Annotated in this window: 17 protein-coding genes; 5 read left to right on the top strand and 12 right to left on the bottom strand. The window is 41.0% G+C overall.

The genetic code is table 11. From position 1 onward, the window contains the following. The first annotated feature begins 39 nt into the window (after positions 1–39). The 4 genes from B3139_RS13815 (at position 40) to B3139_RS13830 (ending at position 3,998) form a co-directional block, all read left to right on the top strand. Entirely contained in the window at positions 40–876 is an 837-nt protein-coding gene (locus tag B3139_RS13815) for an endonuclease/exonuclease/phosphatase family protein (protein ID WP_293884037.1), read from the top strand. A 234-nt stretch (positions 877–1,110) separates the two neighbouring features. Next, on the top strand, positions 1,111–1,935 hold the full coding sequence (locus B3139_RS13820) for a DUF4197 domain-containing protein (protein ID WP_293884039.1): 825 nt from the start codon (positions 1,111–1,113) through the stop codon (positions 1,933–1,935). A 114-nt stretch (positions 1,936–2,049) separates the two neighbouring features. Then, positions 2,050–3,312 carry a peptidase T gene (gene pepT, locus B3139_RS13825; protein WP_293884041.1) on the top strand — a complete coding sequence of 421 codons (1,263 nt, stop codon included), beginning with the start codon at positions 2,050–2,052 and terminating at the stop codon, positions 3,310–3,312. A 122-nt stretch (positions 3,313–3,434) separates the two neighbouring features. Further along, positions 3,435–3,998 (top strand): nitroreductase family protein, encoded by a 564-nt coding sequence (locus B3139_RS13830; RefSeq protein WP_293884043.1) that lies wholly within the window; start codon positions 3,435–3,437, stop codon positions 3,996–3,998. 69 nt (positions 3,999–4,067) lie between these two features. On the opposite strand, the gene B3139_RS13835 is transcribed toward B3139_RS13830, so the two are convergent. The 8 genes from B3139_RS13835 to B3139_RS13870 form a co-directional block, all read right to left on the bottom strand. Continuing rightward, positions 4,068–4,775 carry a hypothetical protein gene (locus B3139_RS13835; RefSeq protein WP_293884045.1) on the bottom strand — a complete coding sequence of 236 codons (708 nt, stop codon included), beginning with the start codon at positions 4,773–4,775 and terminating at the stop codon, positions 4,068–4,070. After that, positions 4,765–5,313, bottom strand: a complete 549-nt coding sequence (locus B3139_RS13840) for an RNA polymerase sigma factor (RefSeq protein ID WP_209578108.1) — start codon at positions 5,311–5,313, stop codon at positions 4,765–4,767. Before B3139_RS13840 ends, B3139_RS13835 begins: the two co-directional genes overlap by 11 nt. A gap of 143 nt (positions 5,314–5,456) precedes the next feature. Further along, positions 5,457–8,054 carry a TonB-dependent receptor gene (locus B3139_RS13845; RefSeq protein ID WP_293884048.1) on the bottom strand — a complete coding sequence of 866 codons (2,598 nt, stop codon included), beginning with the start codon at positions 8,052–8,054 and terminating at the stop codon, positions 5,457–5,459. A gap of 773 nt (positions 8,055–8,827) precedes the next feature. Beyond that, positions 8,828–10,084: a YeiH family protein gene (locus B3139_RS13850; protein ID WP_209578106.1), complete on the bottom strand. Its 1,257-nt coding sequence runs from the start codon at positions 10,082–10,084 to the stop codon at positions 8,828–8,830. Positions 10,085–10,205: 121 nt separating this feature from the next. Next, positions 10,206–11,987: an acyl-CoA dehydrogenase family protein gene (locus B3139_RS13855; protein ID WP_209578105.1), complete on the bottom strand. Its 1,782-nt coding sequence runs from the start codon at positions 11,985–11,987 to the stop codon at positions 10,206–10,208. 137 nt (positions 11,988–12,124) lie between these two features. Continuing rightward, positions 12,125–13,300 (bottom strand): acetyl-CoA C-acyltransferase, encoded by a 1,176-nt coding sequence (locus tag B3139_RS13860; protein ID WP_209578104.1) that lies wholly within the window; start codon positions 13,298–13,300, stop codon positions 12,125–12,127. A 30-nt stretch (positions 13,301–13,330) separates the two neighbouring features. Continuing rightward, entirely contained in the window at positions 13,331–15,760 is a 2,430-nt protein-coding gene (locus B3139_RS13865; RefSeq protein WP_209578103.1) for a 3-hydroxyacyl-CoA dehydrogenase/enoyl-CoA hydratase family protein, read from the bottom strand. Between the two features lie 40 nt (positions 15,761–15,800). Then, positions 15,801–16,241: a MarR family winged helix-turn-helix transcriptional regulator gene (locus tag B3139_RS13870; protein ID WP_209578102.1), complete on the bottom strand. Its 441-nt coding sequence runs from the start codon at positions 16,239–16,241 to the stop codon at positions 15,801–15,803. A gap of 275 nt (positions 16,242–16,516) precedes the next feature. Between B3139_RS13870 and B3139_RS13875 the strand changes: the two genes are divergently transcribed. Then, positions 16,517–17,479, top strand: coding sequence for an isopenicillin N synthase family dioxygenase (locus B3139_RS13875; RefSeq protein ID WP_209578101.1), 963 nt, complete (start codon positions 16,517–16,519; stop codon positions 17,477–17,479). A gap of 107 nt (positions 17,480–17,586) precedes the next feature. Here B3139_RS13875 and B3139_RS13880 read toward each other — a convergent pair whose 3' ends face one another. The 4 genes from B3139_RS13880 to B3139_RS13895 form a co-directional block, all read right to left on the bottom strand. Further along, positions 17,587–18,360, bottom strand: coding sequence for a porin family protein (locus tag B3139_RS13880; RefSeq protein ID WP_209578100.1), 774 nt, complete (start codon positions 18,358–18,360; stop codon positions 17,587–17,589). Between the two features lie 101 nt (positions 18,361–18,461). Beyond that, positions 18,462–19,604 carry a PCMD domain-containing protein gene (locus tag B3139_RS13885; protein WP_209578099.1) on the bottom strand — a complete coding sequence of 381 codons (1,143 nt, stop codon included), beginning with the start codon at positions 19,602–19,604 and terminating at the stop codon, positions 18,462–18,464. A 136-nt stretch (positions 19,605–19,740) separates the two neighbouring features. After that, positions 19,741–20,103 carry an MmcQ/YjbR family DNA-binding protein gene (locus B3139_RS13890; protein WP_209578098.1) on the bottom strand — a complete coding sequence of 121 codons (363 nt, stop codon included), beginning with the start codon at positions 20,101–20,103 and terminating at the stop codon, positions 19,741–19,743. Positions 20,104–20,173: 70 nt separating this feature from the next. After that, positions 20,174–20,728 carry a thioredoxin family protein gene (locus tag B3139_RS13895; protein WP_293884062.1) on the bottom strand — a complete coding sequence of 185 codons (555 nt, stop codon included), beginning with the start codon at positions 20,726–20,728 and terminating at the stop codon, positions 20,174–20,176. Positions 20,729–20,753 lie beyond the last annotated feature (25 nt).

The raw sequence follows: 20,753 nt of genomic DNA on the forward strand, positions 1-20,753 counted from the left end.
TCATAAACAAATCAACATCATTTAAAAACGAAACTATTCATGAAAAAAAGTCTTTTTCTATTTTTAGCGCTCTGCCTTTCCTTTCTATCTCATGCCCAAGAATTTATTGCGGGCAGCTATAATATCCGCCAAAGAAACACTGTCGATGTGGACAACTTTTGGAACGACCGTAAAGTTCCGTTAACCAATCTGATCAAATACCACGGCTTCGCTATTTTTGGTATTCAGGAGGGATTCTTTGATCAGGTTCAAGATCTTAAAAAGCTGCTTCCTGGATTTGATTACGTGGGAGTTGGACGCGACGATGGCGCTCAGGAAGGTGAGCATTCAGCTATTTTCTACAATTCAAATCGCTTTAAAGCTATAAAGAGTGGTACTTTTTGGCTTTCAGCAACCGATACCGAACACCCGAATAAAGGCTGGGATGCTGCATTACCGCGGATCTGCACCTGGGGTATTTTTGAAGACAAGGCCAACAAAAAGCGCTTTATCTTTATGAACACGCACTTTGATCATATCGGCCGTACGGCACGTACCGAAAGTGCCAAATTGATTTTGGCAAAAGCAAAAGAGTTTGCCAAAGATTTACCGTTGATTTTAACTGGAGACTTCAATGTCGATGAAAAGGATGAGGCGTATTTCACCTTGGCGAACAGTAAAGTCGTCACTGACGTACACGAATTGGCACCATTCAAATACGAACCCAATTCCTCCTTCAATGGCTGGGGCAAAAGCACCACACCAACAGGTCGCATTGACCATATCTTTATCACCAAACCTTTTCAGGTCAAAAAATACGGTATCCTCACCGATACTTACATGAATAAATTTCCTTCAGATCACTTCCCAGTGGCAACGACACTCTCCTGGAAATAATATTGTGTGAACAACAACCGATCGCTGAAACAGCAGGTTCGATGAGGACCTGCTGTTTTCGTTTGGATTGTATCAATTAAAGTGATTTGGAGTTATGGCATCCGTACGATCTCTCCACATCGCTGTAGCCTATCTGCTACGATTCTAGACAATCTGCAGAGTTGGCTGAAATTGGCTTAAACTTTCACACATATTAACAGTCGATATACCTAATTTTGGCAGCAAAACAATAACATGATGAAATTTCCACTATTATATTGTACACTACTTGTCTCAGCATTACTTTATTCCAATACAAGCGAAGGACAGATTTTTAAGAAAATCACGGAGGCTTTGGCAAAAGCAAATCAGGGTCAAACCGACAGTGCTAAAACGACGTCTGCTTCAGGCACTACAGCAACATCATCAAAAAACAACACCTTAGCGTCTGTATCCAATAGCGATGCTTCATCAGGAATTAAACAGGCTCTAAGAAATGGTTTAAATATGAGCATCGAATCTTTGGCCAAGAAAGATGGTTTCTTAGGGGATGCAACGGTAAAAATTCTAATGCCTGCAGAAGCACAAAAGGTAGAAAAAACATTGCGTGCAGTTGGTATGGGGAAATTATGCGATCAATTTATACAAAGTATGAACAGAGCGGCGGAGGGAGCTGTTAAAGAAGCTGCCCCCGTATTTGTGAACGCTCTTTCAAAGATGACGATTACAGATGCGACGAATATCCTGTTGGGCAGCAAAGAAGATGCTGCGACAACGTTCTTTAAAACAAATACATCGACTGAATTAACAGACAAGTTTCGTCCTGTCATTAAATCTGCCATGGGTACAAACAATGTGGATCAGTACTGGACGCAATTGACAACAGCTTACAATAACCTCCCTTTAGGCAATAAAGTGGAAACAAATCTTACGGCATACGTTACCCAAAAGGCTATAGATGGTTTATTTATCAAAGTCGCTGACCAAGAATCAAAAATTAGACATAATATCGGTGGCAGTAGAAATACCAATATTTTACAGCAGGTATTCGGGTATGCCGACGAGAAAAAATTTAAATAGCGTCATATGTGTTTAATAAAGGACAATTTGTTTGTAATGCAACACAATTAAATTGCAAATAAAAAGCAATTTATCTAAGTTTGACCACCCTTATCACATTAAGGCTATTAGAAAATGAGCACATTTGAGATCAATAACATACATGATTTTTCGGTGTCCGAAAGATTTCAACGCTATGTACAGATTGACACCCAGTCTAATGCAAATTCACCAACATGCCCTTCTACGGAAAAGCAAAAAAACCTTGGCGAGTTACTGGTAACGGAGTTGTTAGCATTAGGCATTTCAGACGCTGCTATGGACGAAAATGGCTACATCTATGCAACCATTCCAGCGAATAGTTCCAAGAAAGTTCCTGTTATCTGCTTTTGTTCTCATATGGATACTTCTCCGGACTCTTCGGGGAAAGATGTTAAACCTTTGTTACACAAGAACTATCAGGGGCAAGACTTGGTACTTCCTGACGACAGTAGTGTTATCATCAAATATGCGGAGCATCCAGACTTGGCCAATCAAATTGGCAATGATATCATTACTGCAAGCGGCACCACTTTGCTGGGAGCTGATGACAAAGCTGGTGTGGCCGAAATCATGGATGCCGCCCGTTTATTGATGAAACATCCTGAAATTAAACATGGCGATATCAAAATACTTTTTACGCCAGATGAGGAGATTGGCAGAGGCGTAGATAAAGCCGATCTAAAACGTTTAGCAGCGGATTTTGCCTATACAATGGATGGTGAGCGAGCGGGAACGATTGAGGATGAGACATTTTCAGCTGATGGTGCTACCTTGACCATTCATGGTGTATCTGTACACCCGGGATTTGCTAAAGGGAAGATGCAAAGTGCTATCAAAATCGCCAGTGCTGTAATTGATGCCTTACCGAAAGATAGACTTTCCCCTGAAAGTACCAGTAAAAAAGACGGCTTTGTACATCCTGTTCATATCAGCGGTTCGGTAGAAAAAGCAGAAATTCAATTTATCATACGCGATCATGTGACCGCCAATCTCAAGAAGCACGAAGACGAACTGGAGGAAATTGCAAAATCGATCGTGGAGAAATATCCAAATTGTACGTATACTTTCGCTGTAAAAGAACAATACCGTAATATGAAAGAAGTGCTGGATCAGCATCCACAAATTATGGAAATCGGCATGGAGGCGATCAACCGCGCAGGAATGGTAGCCGAAAGGAGAAGTATCCGTGGCGGAACAGATGGCTCGCGCCTTTCATTTATGGGCTTACCTTGTCCGAATATTTTTGCGGGAGGCCATGCTTTCCATGGAAAACAAGAGTGGGTATCGGTACAGGATATGGAAAAAGCGGTCAAAACAATTTTACATGTTGTATCTTTATGGGAAGAGAAAGCATAGTTGGACTTCATCCTACCAAAGGCATTGCGATGCCTAAAAGCAATACCAATTCATGAGCAAATAGCCGAGTGCAACGGGTTCATTTATACAGTTAAAAAGTAGACACGCATAAATAATTAACAATGAAAAACGACGTATTACAAGCGATACATTACAGAAGATCCGTATTTCAAGCTTCATTTACAGAAGAAGAAGTCAGTAAAGAAGATATCTTGAATATTTTGGAAGCAGCTAACGCAGCTCCAACTCATAAAAGAACACAACCTTGGCGTTTTGTGATCTTCCGTAAAGAAGGGTTAGAACGTTTAGGCGCTGAATTGTCACGCATTTACAAATCGGTAACACCAGCGGAGAAATATACGGAGGCAACAGAAATAACCATGGGTAAAAAAGCAACCCAGTCAAACGTTGCAATTGCGATTGTTGTCAACTATACGGGAGAAGTTCCTGAATGGGAAGAGCTGGCCTGTACCGCTGCTGCAGTTGAAAACATGTGGTTAGCTGCGCACTCGCTAAATATCGGCGGATACTGGGCAACCCCAGGTTTAATCAATCACTTGGGTGGATTCTTAAATCTCGAAGAAAATCAAAAATGTATTGGTCTATTCTATTTAGGGCATCATCAGTCTGAGCCACGTGAACCGAACCGTACACCAATTGAGGAAAAGATTCGCTGGGAAGAATAAACTGTATTCCTCTCCTATAGAATAACAGCCCATTTCTTACAAAATGGCTGTTATTTAAAACATCGATCTCTATTTCTTTTCAACTCCAAAACAATGGGGTGGTTTAATCACATTTGCTTGCGCTTGATTTTTTTCATCTTTGACAGGGAAAGCGATCTTCAGCCGACCTTTTGTTCCCTGCCATTTTGGTCCCTTCTGCAGCAGTCGAATCGCTTCATCGAGGAGTGACGACTCCGGTTGTCCCTCGGCACGAATATCGGTTGGAACACCATTCTTGTCGATTATAAAATTGACAGTAATTTCTCCGCCTGTTGCCGGAGCTCCTGATTTCTGATTGAGGTACTGTTCAAACATTTTCCAGCCTTCGCGCGGTGTTGCGTCCCCCCCGTCCAGCAAAGGTTGAACAGACACCTTGTTCTCTGGTTCACTTAATTCCACATCCGTTGTACGCTCCGCTTTACCATTAAAATGTTTAAAATATAGCAGGGCCAATAAAGTCACAAACAGTACGCCTGCGGTAGCACCTATGGCCAAACGCTGCCACGTGAAATATTGGGCGTGCCGTGTCGCAACGGTATCTTCCACTCTACGAGTGAGACGTTGTTGCAGCAGGCTCAATTGCCGCGTATCTACTCCATTTTGCAATCGGTAACCGTCGATAGCATCCTGTAAAAAAGGATCCTCCAATGCTTCTCGTTCCAATTGAAACATTTCCTCCTTACTCATCAAACCATGGATGTAATTGTGGATCCGTGATAATTGATAATTATTTTCCATTTTCTTTCCTTTCCATACAGATTTTCAGATTGCGCTTTCCGTTTTGAATAGCACTTTTGACCTTATTCAAATCATATCCAGTCACATCTGCGATATCTTTATAACATTTTTGCTCGAGATAAAACAAGCGTACACACTCTTGTTGTTCGCGATTTAAAGTTCGCATACAGCCTTCCAGTTTCTCAAAATCCTTTTCTTCCCATTTGGTTTCACTGGTATCATTTAGCTTTTGTTCGCTTTCAAACAAATTGTCTTCAATATCAACCTGCGTTGTCCGCTTATCTTTACGCAACTGCATCAAGCAATAATTTTTACTGTAAACGTGCAGCCAGCTCTTAAAATTATCGACTTCATAGTGGCGAAGCTTCTGGATAAGCTCTTCAAATATCTGCATCACAGCATCCTGACTGCGATCAGGATCTTGCAGGTATTTAAAGCATACACCATAAAGCAAAGACATATAGGGTGAATATAATTTCCCCAATGTAGACAAGTCACCGCTTGTTTTATAGTGTTGTAAAAGCTCTTTTTCGTTCATACGCAAATCATTCCCCTTAATGATGATTTAAGATACAAATTTCCATATATAAAAAAGATGCAAATATATATTGTCCCAAAAACAAAAAACCGTCCCCATGATGAAATGGAGACGGTCGATAAAAATATATATGAATTACGGACTTAATTCCCCTGCTTCCAATTGTATCGGAGCGTGACGCCATAGGTTCGTGGATCGGCGACCACTCCGGCGTACTGCCCATAACTTCCCGGGGCCGCTAGCAGCTGTTCATAGTAATCTTTATTCGTTAGATTTCTACTCCACACAAACACCGAAATACCGTTCGATCCCCTGAATCCTAGCCTGGCGTTCAAGACCGAATAGGCATCAATATTTAGGTATTGGGATGGTGAAGAACTGGACGAAAATTTAGAACGGTGAAAGAGGTCTGCGCCCACAAAGTAAGATCCATTAATTCCGATCAGTTTACCGCTTTTATTCGCTTCACCACCCAGCGACCAAGACCATTTGGAAACACCAGGAAGGACGCCGCCAGAGATATCTTTAAAAGCCTGCGCTCCGCCAACCTCTTCTAAAGGGACAGGTGCATTGGTAAATTTGACGTATTTGGCATCCGTATAAGCCAATGCTCCATTCAGTCGGAGAAAATGTCCAATATTGATATTTCCATCCAATTCAACACCCTTTACACGCACCTTTTCGGCATTGGCCAGATAACCACGGTTCACACCCGGTTCGGGCGTCTGCACTTGGGTCTGGTAGTCTTTTATATCCGTTTGATAGACCGTCAGGTTGAGCAGTGAGTTGCGTGTCGGATTTGTTTTCACACCAATTTCTTTATGCTGGAGAGCCTCAGGTTTTACTTCGGCCAGATCCAGCAACACTGCTCCATTGGCTGTCGGTAATCCACCGACGTTGATACCGACAGGCTTATAGCTGATGGAATATGTAGCGTAAGCATTTATCTTCGGATTGAAGCGGTATCTTGTTGAGAGCTGACCAGAGAAATTGTCGGCATCGGCATTGACATCAAAAGTTTGATTGGTATATACACCGTTCTTCAACGCAAGCAATGCCGGGTCTGATGTTTGCAAGCCACCATAGGTTTGTCTATCGTAGTTAGCTACCTTTTTATCATAGTTGTAGCGAAGACCTGGCAGGATGTGTAATTTTGGGGTTACAGCCCAATCAATCTGTGTATAGGCGGCCAGGCTTGTGCTCTTAATTCCATAAACGGTCTTGATTCCAAAATTGTCGAATAAGCCGGGAGTCTGCCACAGTGCACTCGTCGAGCTTTTTTGAAAACGCCAAAACGCAGATCCTGTTTCTTCGGTATGTACGGGATCTGTGCCAAGATCCTGCCAAAGACCAAATAGCCCAACAACGCCGCTAACCTTTTCACTAATCTTTCCAGAATACCTGAATTCCTGTGACCATTGGTTATGGACCGAATTACCTGCTGAAACTGTATATACAGGGAGCCCTAAGTAATCGCGGTCATTCAGCGGCACCCATGTCCATGTCCGCCAGGCAGAAGTTGAGGTTAGTGTTCCCCCGCCAATCTTGATATCGGCGTTCAATGCAACTCCTCCCAATTTATTATCCGCTTTGGACTGAGTATCCAGGTCAATCTTACGTTCGAAAGCGCTTTGATATGGGAGTTCGTAACCAAGATCCTTGATAATTGCATCAAATTGTCTATAATCTGCACGCTGTGTTTTTACCACTCCCGCAACGGCCCATCCATAACCGTCAGGTCTTTGCGACGACACATCACCGGAAAGCACCAGTTTGATATTTTCAGATGGAGTAAAGAGCAATTGTCCTCTAAAACCCAGGTTGTTGATATCGTTAATCTTTCTATTGGTGTGTACATTAAAAAGATTGCCATCACGCTGTGTTCCAGAAAAGGAAACTCTCGCAGCTAAGTTTTTGGCCAGAGGTCCGGATATGGAAGTTTTCGCCTGAATAAAACCCTGATTTCCGTAACTCACTTCCACATTGGCTTCTGGTGTGAATTGTGGTAAACGTGAAGTGATATTGAATGCTCCTGCTGTTGTATTTTTTCCAAACAATGTACCCTGGGGGCCCCGCAGTACTTCGATTTGGTCAATGTCAATAAAGTCCAACCAAGTCGCTGCGGGACGTGCAATATAAACACCATCAAGATAAAACCCTACTCCCGGATCAATCCCATCATTGGTAAGACCATAAGTTGAGCCCATTCCTCGGATATTAAGCGTCGTATTACGTGCGTTCGATGCATACAACTGAACTGTAGGTACAAGCTCTTTTAGTCTATTGACATTAAAGGCACCTGCATCCTCAAGTGCTGCTCCACGAATAATAGAAATGGGAATAGGTACATCCTGTAGCTGCTCTTTACGACGGCGTGCTGTGACCACCACCTGATCCAAGGCTTCCAACCGCGGCGTAAGCTCGATTATTGCAGGAGATTGATCAATAACAATATGACGGGTTTGATACCCAACAATAGATACAATTAATGAAAAAGGTAATTTTTGTCCAGTTACAAACTGAAAAACTCCTTTACTGTCAGTTTTCACCTGGTGTGTAACAGCCTCAAGTTGCACCGTAACACCTTGCAATGGTTCTTTTGTGACGGCATCAATTACAGTACCTGTTAAAGAGGCATTTATAATAGGTTTTGGATTTTCCACTTGCGCGTAGACTTGGTAAGAGCCTGTCAAAAGCAAGCTAAAAATGACGCTAATTCGGAAAATAGCATTTTTTTTCATAAATTTATTCAGTTTAATGGTGAATCTAAACAAGTGCCAACGCCAATCGATACTTGCTTCATTGTTAAAACTTGGTAAAAGGGAAGCCTCGGCTTCCCTTTTCTAATATAAGAGAGTGTAAGAGAGAAATTTTAACAACACATTCGTTCCTTAGCGCTTTTTAAGGTCATTATACCTGCTTCAACTGGAAAAAGCAATACACTTGTTTTTGCGGAGTAATCTTGTTTCATTCGTTTTATTTGTTATTTTCTTTTATTTACCTTGCCATTCACGCATCAGTTGCATGTGCATATTTATGTTGTAATTTTAAAAAGCTATGAACACATATTCTCTTTTATAAGATCAAATGCTATTGCTAGTTCGATTCATAATCAAGTTAGTTCATTTCGCCCGCTGCTCTACTTGCCTGTAAGTCAGATGACGATACAAATATATAAATATTTTTTAAAAGACTACTAATTTGATAGATTTTATAATATTTTTTTTTAAAACACATTAACCCTTAATTAACAGCTATTTATAGAAAAAAAAAGGCTATTCATCGTCCACTCAGGATAAAAAATCAAGGCGGCAACAATCCTATACGCTAACAATCCAGCAAAAATCGAGAAGCAAAGCGTTATTATAAAAAACAATGATCTGTACTATGAGCCAGAAAAAAATCGCCACGCATAACCTCGTTATGAAAACGCATAAAAAAGGCCATCCTATTTGGACGACCATCTTTACCGTCATATTATAACGATCTGTTTCACGTTGAAACACTTACCTTCTTAGCGAAATAACACCAATGCAATCAATAAAGTAATAATAACATTAAAAGTCTGAGCAATCAGAAAAGCATACAACGGCTTCTTATTATCTTGTACAAAAAGGTCCTTAAAATTCGTTTCCAAACCGATTGATGTAAATGCTAAGGTAAACCAAAGCCCCTGTAAGTTTTTCAAACTTCCTTTGACCGCATCTATCTTCTCAGGAGATACAATAAAAGAGAATAACAGGGAGGCTAATACAAAGCCCAATACAAATTTTGGGAAGCGTTCCCAGATAATTTTCAATGTCGGTTTATCGCGTTTGGTCTCATCATCAACAGATTTAGCATAAGTCCAATAAATACTGATCGCAAAAGCTGCTAGTCCAAGCAATACATTTTGTGAAAATTTCACAATAGTACTAATCTCCAAAGCTCTTTCACCTACGAGCGACCCGGAAGCCACTACAGCTCCCGTTGTATCAATACTACCACCAAGCCAAGCACCTGTAACCTCTTGCGACAACCCCATCCACTCTGCCATGTAAGGCATGAAGATCATCATTGGAATCGCCGTAATCAGGACCAACGAAATCACATAGGAAAGTTTTTTACTATCGCCTTTGATCGCGCCTGAAGTTGCTATTGCAGCAGAGACACCACAAATAGATACTGCACTCGACAACATCAACGCCATCTCTTTATCAATCTTTAACTTTTTGCAGATCCAGAAAGCGAAGTACCAAACCGACAGTACGACAGCCAGCGCTTGAATAAGCCCCAAGGATCCGGCTTTGAGAATATCTCCGAAGATAACGGTGGTTCCAAGTAGAATTAGACCGATCTTGACATAAAGCTCCGTACTGAGCGCTTCTTTAAACCACTTAGGCAGTTTAAAGCAATTGCTGATAATTAACCCAATAATCAAACTAAAAATTACAGCTTCGAGATTATATTCTTTAACCGTTGCATTGCCTGCCAAAACCAAGGCAAATACCGTAAGGAAAAATACAACAGGAAATACAACTAATAAATATTTTATAGATTTTCCCAAAAGAAATGCGCCCAATAGTGCGGTTACGAATACGTAAATAAATTGCTCAAATAGCTTCATTAAATTTGCCGGGTCCAATACAGTTGATACGAGTTCGGCCGAATTATTCCACGAAAAACTAGGTACTGGTGCCACGACTCCTGATAATGCAAGAAGGATGGTAGCAATTCCCAAGATGACGACTACCCAGTCTTCTGTAAATGTAAATGATCTTGAAGATGTCATATAATGGTTAGGGTTTAAAAGGTTAAATTTAATATAATTACAGTTACTTCTGGAATTGTAACACAAAAATGGCCGAAGAGAAATCTTCGGCCATCAACCAAAACCAATAATTTATTTTCAATCAAAAACAATACTTATTCTCGTCTATCAATTTTTTTGCAATTCGCTGACGGGCATCTTTCACATTGAACGGTTGGGCTTTAGTGAATCTGCGCAAACCAACCAACATCATGTTCAGCTCGTCGCCCTCACCAAATGAATACAATGCTTCTTTGCCAGCAGCGCTGACTTTATCTATCGCACCATACAGGTAGATTTTAGCCATATCTGTTGCGTAATCAGCTTTATCAGATCCTGTATGTACCAATTTTTCCGCACGTAACAAAACAGATTCGGTGATATAAACATATCCAATAATATCGGCTATGTTCATTAGAATCTCCTCTTCTTTGGAAAGCGACATCATCAATTTCTGTACAGCAGCTCCTGCAATTAATAATCCCGCCTTTTTAAGATTTGCCACAATTTTCTTTTCTGCTGCAAAAGGTGCGTCATCCTCATCTGCAAAGTCGGGAATAGCTAAAAGCTCACCGGCTACAGCTTGCGCAGGCCCCATCAGGTCTAATTCCCCTTTCATGGCGCGTTTTAACAACATGTCTACGACGAGCAAACGATTCACTTCGTTGGTGCCTTCAAAAATCCTGTTGATCCGTGAATCCCGATAAGCACGTTCCATAGGTGCATCCGCCGAATAGCCCATTCCACCATAAATCTGTACGCCCTCATCCACCACATAATCCAACATTTCTGAACACCACACTTTGATAATAGCGCACTCGATCGCAAACTGCTCCACAGACTTCAATTTTGCTTTTGCTTCATCCATACCACCCGCAATCAGCGCATCGTAGGCGTCGTCAATATTCTGACCTGCGCGATAGGATGCCGACTCGACGGCAAATAAACGTGTTGCCATTTCGGCCAGCTTATATCGGATAGCACCGAATTTGGAAATCGGCAAATTAAATTGCACACGTTCATTGGCATACTGTACGGCATGGTTGATGACCATCCGTGCCGAACCGATCGTAGCGGCTCCAAGTTTTATACGACCAATATTTAGGATGTTTACAGCAATCTTAAATCCGTTCTCACGATCAGAAAGCATATTTTCTACCGGAACAGCACAATCATTAAAAAAGATCTGGCGTGTTGAAGATCCTTTAATACCCAATTTATGTTCTTCCGGATTCATCGTAATACCGCCAAAATCTTTCTCGACAATAAATGCCGTCAAGTTTTTATCATTATCGATTTTTGCAAATACGATAAAAATATCTGCAAAACCACCATTCGTAATCCACATTTTTTGACCATTGATCAAATAATGGGTTCCCTCAGCATTTAATTTTGCCGAGGTACGTCCCGAGTTTGCGTCCGATCCAGCGTTGGGTTCTGTCAAACAATACGACGCTTTCCATTCACCAGTAGCAAGTTTAGGAATATATTTTGCCTTTTGACTATCATTGCCATAATACAAAATAGGCAGGGTACCTATTCCTGTATGGGCTGACAGCGCGACCGCAAAGGAAAACCCACCACCTACTGCATCGGCAACGAGCATTGAAGTGTTGAAACTCTTGCCAAAACCGCCATATTCTTCGGGAATAGAAACGCCCAGCATGCCAAGTTCACCGGCCTTATCCATCAAACTGGGCATCAGACCTTCCTCTTGCGCATCGATACGGTCAAGCTTATTCAATACTTCTGTATCCAAGAAATCTAAGCAGGTCTGACGAATCATTTTAGCTTCTTCATCAAACTCTTCTGGAATAAAAACTGCGGTGTAGGGAGTCTCTCTAATCACGAACTCTCCGCCTTTAATTGCTTTATTTTCGCTCATTGTCTTTTTAGATTTATATGGACGCGCAAATTGCAGCTAAGTGATGTTGCTGTCCACCATGTTTTTTAAAATACTTCTATTAGCTATGAGATCAGAAATCCATATGCTGTTTACAGTGCTATTCTATGCGGCTAATTTTAGTCCAATAACTCAAAAATACCTGCTGCTCCCTGACCAGTTCCCACGCACATCGTCACCATCCCGTACTTTTTGCCTCTGCGTTTCAACTCGTTTAAAATTTGGACTGTTAATTTAGCTCCCGTACAGCCAAGTGGGTGACCTAAAGCGATAGCACCGCCATTGACATTCACCTTTTCTTCGTCTAACCCAAGTTCACGGATAACGGCTAGCGACTGAGACGCAAAAGCTTCATTCAGCTCAAAGAGATCAATATCTTCTTTTTTAAGCCCCGCTCTATGCAAAGCCTTAGGTATTGCATAAATGGGTCCAATCCCCATAATGCGAGGTGGAACGCCTGCCACAGCAAAACTAATGAGCTTTGCAATAGGCTTCACGCCAAGCTCTTTCACTTTAGCTTCGGACATCACTAAGACAAATGCCGCGCCGTCAGATGTTTGTGAGGAATTACCTGCAGTCACCGAACCATTTGCAGCAAAAACTGGTTTTAACTTTCCCAGAGCCTCCAAGGAGGTATCAGCGCGAGGGCCTTCATCGGTATCGACCACATATTCACGTGTTGCAATTTTGCCGTCCTTTAAATAATTTTCTTTTACAGTGATAGGCACGATACCATCTTTCAAATGGCCGTTTTGAATAGCCGCAACTGCCTTTTGGTTTGATTTAAGTGCGAATGCATCCTGGTCTTCACGGGAAACCTTGTAGTCTTTAGCGACCGCTTCAGCTGTCAACCCCATACCCCAGTACCAGTCGGGATGATCTTTGGCGACCACAGGATTGGGCACAATTTTCCAGCCGCCAAAAGGCATTCCGGACATGACTTCTACCCCGCCGGCAATAATGACATCTGCCATACCTGTCTTAATTTTCGCTACCGCTGTGGCAATAGTTTCCAACCCAGATGCGCAGTATCGATTGACAGTCACTCCGGGCACCTTATCGGTATCCAATCCCATTAAGGAAATAAAACGTGCCATATTGAGCCCCTGTTCAGCCTCTGGCATTGCATTTCCAACGATAACATCATCTATATCTTCTTTATTTAAATTCGGCACAGTAGATACGAGATGCTTAATCACATCCGATGCTAAATCATCCGCCCGCATAAAGCGAAATACTCCTCGCGGCGCTTTACCTACTGCTGTACGAAATCCTGCTACTATATATGCTTCCATTATTTTTATTTTTTTCGTGAGTAGTGAGTTTTAGTTCCGTAAAGGCTTACCTTTTGTCAACATAAATTGAATCCTTTCAAGTGTTTTGCGTTCTGCACAAAGCTCGAGAAACGTTCTACGTTCAAGATCCAGTAAATATTGTTCGGACACTTCGGTCGGTGATGATAAGTTTCCTCCACACATCACCCAGCCTAGCTTTTCTGAGATCTTACGATCATAATCTGATATATAGTTACCCTCTCGCATAGACGAAGCTCCCACATACACAATTCCCAATCCCTGATTGCCTAAAACCTTGATATCATTGCGCGGAGCCGGCTGAACATATCCCTTATCGGCCAACTCTATGGCCTTTGCTTTGGCATCTGCCAAGAGGCGGGCACGATTCATTGTTATTGCAAATTTATCTTTCTGCAAATAGCCAAGTTCATAAGCTTCATAAGCAGAAGTGGATACTTTTGCCTGCCCAATAGTGAGGAATTTATCTTTCAACGTGTTTTGAACAATTTGATCCTCTTTAAATTCTTCAGAGGCCCTTAGTGTAAATTCTTTGGTACCGCCGCCGCCGGGGATAACACCAACTCCTAATTCGACCAAACCCATATATGTTTCGGCATGAGCCTGCACAAAATCCGCATGCATTGAAAATTCACAGCCACCGCCGAGGGTCATTTGAAAGGGAGCAACGACGACCGGAATTGATGAGTACCGCAACCGCATCGATGTATTTTGAAATGCACGGACTGCCATATTCAATTCGTCAAAATCCTGTTCTACTGCCATCATGAAAATCATTCCGATGTTAGCTCCAGCAGAGAAATTTTTTCCATCATTAGAAACTACCAATCCGCGGTATTCTTTTTCAGCAAGATCGATCGCTTTATTCAAACCTTGAATCACATCGCCACCAATGGTATTCATCTTGGTGTGGAATTCACAATTGATAATACCATCACCTAGATCTATAATAGAGACACCTGTGTTTTTCCAGATCGTTTTACTTTCACGGATATGATCCAACACAATAAGTTCCTCTGTTCCGGGAATAGGTTTATACGACTTTGAAGCAATGTCATAATAATGGCGCACGCCATTCTCAATTTTATAGAAGGATTCATGTCCTGCATCTAGCATTTCATGTACCCAGGTTGCAACTTCACCATTTTGGCCTGGAAGTCGTTTTTCTTCCGCCTTAATTTTAGCTAAAGTCTCGCGAACACCTAAGGCATCCCATACTTCAAATGGTCCTAACTCCCATCCAAATCCGGCTCGCATAGCATCATCTATTCGGAAGAAGTCATCGGTGATTTCTGGGACACGGCGGGATACATATTCAAACAAGGGATAATGCATGGCACGGAAGAGTTCTGCGGCTTTATCGGTTCCCTGTTCGTATACTTTCATCCGTTTGCGGATATCATCTACAGGTTTTGTGGATTCCAAAGTCGCTGATTTCACTTTTTGCTGCGACCCAAACTCCAGCGTTTTTAGATTTAAAGACAAAATCTCTGAACTACCATCATCAGCTTTTACTTTTTCATAAAATCCTTTTTTGGTTTTCTCGCCCAACCATTTATTTTCTACCATCTTACTGATGAATGGAGGAAGTTGGAACACACCTTTAGCTTCATCTTCCGGCGCATTCTGTGCCAAACCATTAGCAACATTCACCAAAGTATCCAGTCCGACCACATCTGCCGTACGAAATGTTGCCGATTTAGGGTGTCCCATTGCCGGGCCTGTATATTTGTCGATCTCTTCAACGCTTAAACCGAGAGGTTCCACCAGATGAGTGACCGCCAACATCGAATAAACCCCGATACGATTTCCAATAAATGCCGGTGTATCTTTACATAATACAACAGATTTACCTAACATCTTATCACCGAATTGAAGAATAAAATCGACGACTTCAGGTTTGGTATGCGGTGTTGGAATAACCTCCAACAAAGGTAGGTAGCGGGGTGGATTAAAGAAGTGGGTACCGCAAAAATGATCTTTAAAATCCTCACTTCTACCTGTTGTCATCAAATGAATGGGAATACCAGAAGTATTGGAGGTAATTAATGTTCCAGGTTTTCGAAATTGTTCAACACGCTCGAAAACGGACTGTTTAACATCAAGTCGTTCAACGACAACCTCGATAATCCAATCCACGTGGGCAATATCTTGAAGATTATCATCAAAGTTTCCTGTTTTGATTCGTTTAACAAAAGACTTGCTATAAATTGGTGATGGATTTGTTTTTAAAGCCGTTTCTAAAGAACTGTTAACAATACGATCCCGGACGATCTTGCTCTCCAACGTTAGGCCCTTGGCTTCTTCCGCTGGGAGAAGCTCACGTGGAACGATATCCAACAGTAAAACTTCAACACCAATGTTAGCAAAATGACAAGCAATTCGCGAGCCCATAACACCCGAACCGAGAACTGCCACTTTTCTAATATTTCTGTTCATCATAACATATTTAGTATGCACTTCTGTACATTTGGTTTAAATTCTAGACGATTACTTCTTCCTTGTAGCTGTTTGCAAGATCATTTAGTTTCGCTAGCGAAGCAATCAATTGGTCACGCTCATTTTCTGAAAAATTATCTGCCAGGTATTGATTGAAATTACGCACGACATCTTTAGCAATTCTCCTTTTTTCGCGACCGAGTTCTGTCAAATATACTTTCACAGATCTTTTATCCGTTTCGCTAGTCTCCCGGTAAATAAATCCCAATGACTCCAAATTATTCAACACCCGAGACAAACTAGTTGTTTTAACTCCCGTCAGATTTGCAATCTGAGAAACAGGAGTGCCTTCTTTATGGATATTTATCAAAATATAACCCGCCGCCTGCGTAAATCCATACTGCGAAGCGATTTGATTGTATTTATTGGCTATGGTCTGCCAGCCTGTTTTTAAAAAATAATCGATTGTCTGATTTTGGTTCATAAGCGCACTCTCAAGCTATTTATTATGCTTGCATAACAAATATACTCGTTAGGAATTAGAATAGCAAGATCCGAACTATAAATTTTGTCATATATTCGTCAGCATGATGACCGTTTATAGGTTAAGCGAAACTAAGAGCACTATTGAAATGTGGAAAACTTTTAAACACTGAAATACAGAACGATACAGTAAAACTAAAAACTTTTATTAACAACCTTTATGTAATAATCAAAATTAATTCCGTTAACTTTGTCCTAAACAAATATCAACACTGTATGGCTTTAGTAAACATACCGCGCTTGGACTTGCAGCATTACACACAAGGAACCCAAGAACAAAGAAATCAATTTATTCAAGATATTGGCAAAGCGTTTAACGAAACGGGCTTTGTAACGATTGCAAATCATGGCTTATCAAAAGATCTGATCGAGGAGTTGTACCAAGTAGTTCCTGAATTTTTCAGCTTACCTACTGAGACGAAGGAAAAATATGAGTTTCCAGAATTGGCAGGTCAGCGTGGTTATACAGCAAAAGGAAGAGAAAAAGCTAAAGATGCGAAGACTCCGGACTTAAAAGAATTTTGGCAGCGCGGCCAAACAATTGTTGGCGAAAAATATTCCAAAGCTGATTTTCCGGACAATCCAGAAGTTGCTGAAATTCCTCGCTTTAACGGTGTCACAGCTGAGGTTTATAAAAAGCTTGAAGATACAGGCCGCGACTTACTGAAAGCGATTGCGATCTACCTTGACCTGGAAGAGAATTACTTCGAAAAATTTGTTATCAATGGTAATTCTATTCTACGTGCGATCCATTATTTCCCAATCAATGACCCTGATGCCTTAGCGCCTGACGCTGTTCGTGCCGGTGCACACGAAGATATCAACCTCATTACCTTATTAATTGGTGCCAGTGCGGATGGTCTAGAAGTGTTGACAAAAGATGGCGAATGGTTCCCTATTAAAGCCAAAGGCGAAGATATTGTTATTAATGTGGGCGATATGTTGCAACGATTGACAAACAATAAGCTGAAATCAACTACGCACCGTGTTGTCAATCCTCCACGGGAAAAGATGGGAACTTCGCGTTTTTCTATCCCTTTCTTTTTGCATCCAAAATCTTCCATGAGCTTGGCTTCACTAGAATCATGCATCGATGCAGAACACCCGAAAGTTTACGAAGATTATACCGCGGGTCAATACCTGGATGAGCGGTTGAGAGAAATCGGATTAAAAATGTAATCTGTAAAAGGAAGATAAAACTCCAAAAATATATCAAAAAGGATTCCATTAGCCATTAAACTAATGGTATCCTTTTCATTTTAGGTCGCGAAACACCTAATTTATGCTTAAAAAGTGTAGCCAAATCCAACATTTAGATAGATATTATGCATACTAAAGTCTATAGAATTAAAATCTTTCTCGAGGATATTGTTAAATCCGTAGGTCAGATCGGTTAAAAATTTAAAGTGTTGGTTCAGGAGCCATTCTGCTCCAACTTGCGTTCCCCATTGAAATTTCCGAACGTTCTCAGAGAAATCATAGAAAGCCTGACTTCCCTCTTCAAATGTAATTTTTGTTCCGGTTGGTGTATTTTGACGCAAATAACCATCAGACACATTTCCATCAAAACTATTATCCAATAATGTAGCGAAATAAAGTCCTCCATAGAGATTCCACCGGTTAGATAACTTATAGACCGCTAACACCGGCAGTGTTAGATAGGTATTTTGAACGTTAGTTTCCACTTTACCCGTATAATACCCTTTCACTTTAGCATTATCTTTTACAATCTCCGTTAAATAGTTTTTCACCCGCGCCTTAGTTTTCATCCCTTTTGTTTCGAAGCGAAGCCCGGTACGAACCCCCAAGATTTTCTTTTCACCTAACCATTTTGTCGCATTTGCTTCTAGTCCGACCTGCAAACCTGGATTGAAACTTTCAATCTTCCGTATGGTTTGAGGGAGACCCAACGGGCTACTGCCACCAATACTGAACTGAGCCTGCAATGCGTAATCGATATCGGTATTGAAAAAATTTGGATGATTTGACGTGCCGCTTTGAGCCTGCACACCACCAGTCGCTATCATGAAGACAGCAATTATATAGAGAAACTTATTCATTAGATAGTCTTTAATTTAAAAATGATCACACCAATTGGGAATATATTCAGTGATATGCTCCTCCATTGAAGTATTTATATTTATTGATAATAGAAGGGATACTATTTTAAGTTATTTACAACTAGCTCTACTTCATCAATAAGTAATGTACTGCCTACAGCACCGTTAAACTTATCCCCCTCTTTACTTGAACTAAATACAATTGTATACATATATTCTTTAGTGGGATCGAATGATTTACCATTGACAAAAGAGAAAGGAAGGTTAAATGGCGTCCATACATTTGTCTCAATCTGCTCTTTTGCTCCCACGCGTGCAACGGCAACTATACGTGGATCAGTGAAGCTATGTGCTCCAGTTAGAAAATTATCTTTCGGCGGTGAGACCTTTTCAAACAATAACGCATACCCATCCCAAGTATCTTTCTTTAGCTGTGAAGGCGCATTGTTTACAATAAACAACTCACCAGCTTTATATTTAAAAAATCCCCTCAATGCCAAAGGGGCAGTTTTATTGTCATAAGGAAGTCCAAAACGTGTGGAGTTAATTGTTGGAAATGTTGTTTTAAATTCCCCTAAGAATAAATTACCTGCAGCGAGGGGTGAGCCAAATAGTCCACCTAATGCTCCTGTACTTTTGGTCGTAAGTTTCGCAGCTTTACCGATATAACCATCTGTTATCTGTGTCGTGGGATAAAAGCCAGGGACCAATTGTTCTCCTTGTTCTAAAAGAGTAGCAGCTAAAATATTATATCCATCATTTGCTGTTGCCCAATTATATTTTTTTTGCCCTAGTGTTGTCAAATCAAAAAACTTATGATAATGTCCTTCTGGACTATCCGTATCTACCACTTCAGCATTCTCAAAAGGAGCATATAAATCTGCCCCTTCATCAATCACAAATGAAACCGTATATGTCTTAGTCCAAGCTCCATCCTGGGAAGTAACAGTATATTTTTGTGGTTCGAAAAAATTAAGTTCTGTACCACTTTTCGGCTCGATTGATGCCCCAGGCGTCAACACAAATTCAGGAGATTGCATATAATTCCCCGTAAAACGTTTTAATGGGAAAACAACAGTATTGTTATCTATGGAGGGGTTACCCTTTAAAACCTGATCCCCTTGAGGGATACTAGCCGCTTCGATGTCCGCCTCAGCATTCAGAGCTTCTTCCTTGATACAACTTCCCAAGCTGAGAAGGAACGTAAAACCGATTACCCACAAGTAATTTCGTGTTCGCTTCATAAAAATAATATTTAGTGTAAATTTATTAATCGATGTGATTTCACAATTTTGGCAAATCCAGCATACCAAGTGTCAGAAAAAGTCATTGAAATGCTTTTCCTTAACAGTAAACCGATTCGTCAAATATATGGGCTGGCTATAACCCCTTGATCTCCTGCTTGAGTTTAGTCGGCAAGCTTTCAACAATTAGACTATAACTATGGACAATGAGTTCTTCAAGAATTTTGTCTTCCAGTTCTCGATTGGCAATAATGGTATTCCAATGCTTTTTATTCATATGATAGCCCGGTAGCACTGTATGTTCGTACTTTTCACGCAATTCTATTGCCCTTTCGGGATTACACTTTACATTAAACCGAAGTTCATCGATCTGATCCAGCCCAACCAATAAAAAAATCTTGCCGCCAATCTTAAACACAAGTGTATCTGGACCAAATGGGGTTTCTTCCACAACTGGCCCGATAGATAAACAATAATCCCTCAGATCTTCAATGTTCATATTTCTTTGGTTTTAGCTTAACATTCCTTTTCCAAAACATGGCCAGAAAAGGAAAAAAATGTACTTTCCCTTATTTTTCCAGCAGGGACTGGATTTCCTTTTGGATGGCTACTCCTTTATCGGCATTATACCATTTTTGAATTTCTTCTTTAATTTCGGAGAAATCCACTCCCTGCTCTTTCAGCTTCAAGAACAAATCTTGGCAAGCTGTAGGACGTGGCCCCCAGACAGCTAAATCTCGTCCGTTTTCATCACGTATGACAAGAATCGGAATAGATTTCCCTCCGTTGGTCAGGTAAGAATCGATCAGAAAAGGCGCGCTGTCACGAAGTTGTATGTCCAACGTGATGTTGGAGTTTTGTGAGGCCATTTTAGCGAGCATCGGTACAGAATGCGCCGCATCCCCGCACCAAGGTTCAGTAATAATAATCCATTGTTGTTTCTCAGCAATTGACTTTACAAAATGATCAAAATCCGAGTTTGGCATAAATCGTTTTAACCACCGGCCCATTCTAGCCCAGTTCATTTTGGTGTACTGATAATATTCTTCGTCCTGATAGGCCGGGTAATTCTCAGGATGATTTAAGATATCTTCGAATTGCTGCAAGTAATTTTCAAAAGTCATAACATCAATTTTGTGCAAAGGTAAA

Origin of the sequence: Sphingobacterium sp. UBA1498 (assembly GCF_002325125.1) — a bacterium.
Taxonomy (GTDB): domain Bacteria; phylum Bacteroidota; class Bacteroidia; order Sphingobacteriales; family Sphingobacteriaceae; genus Sphingobacterium.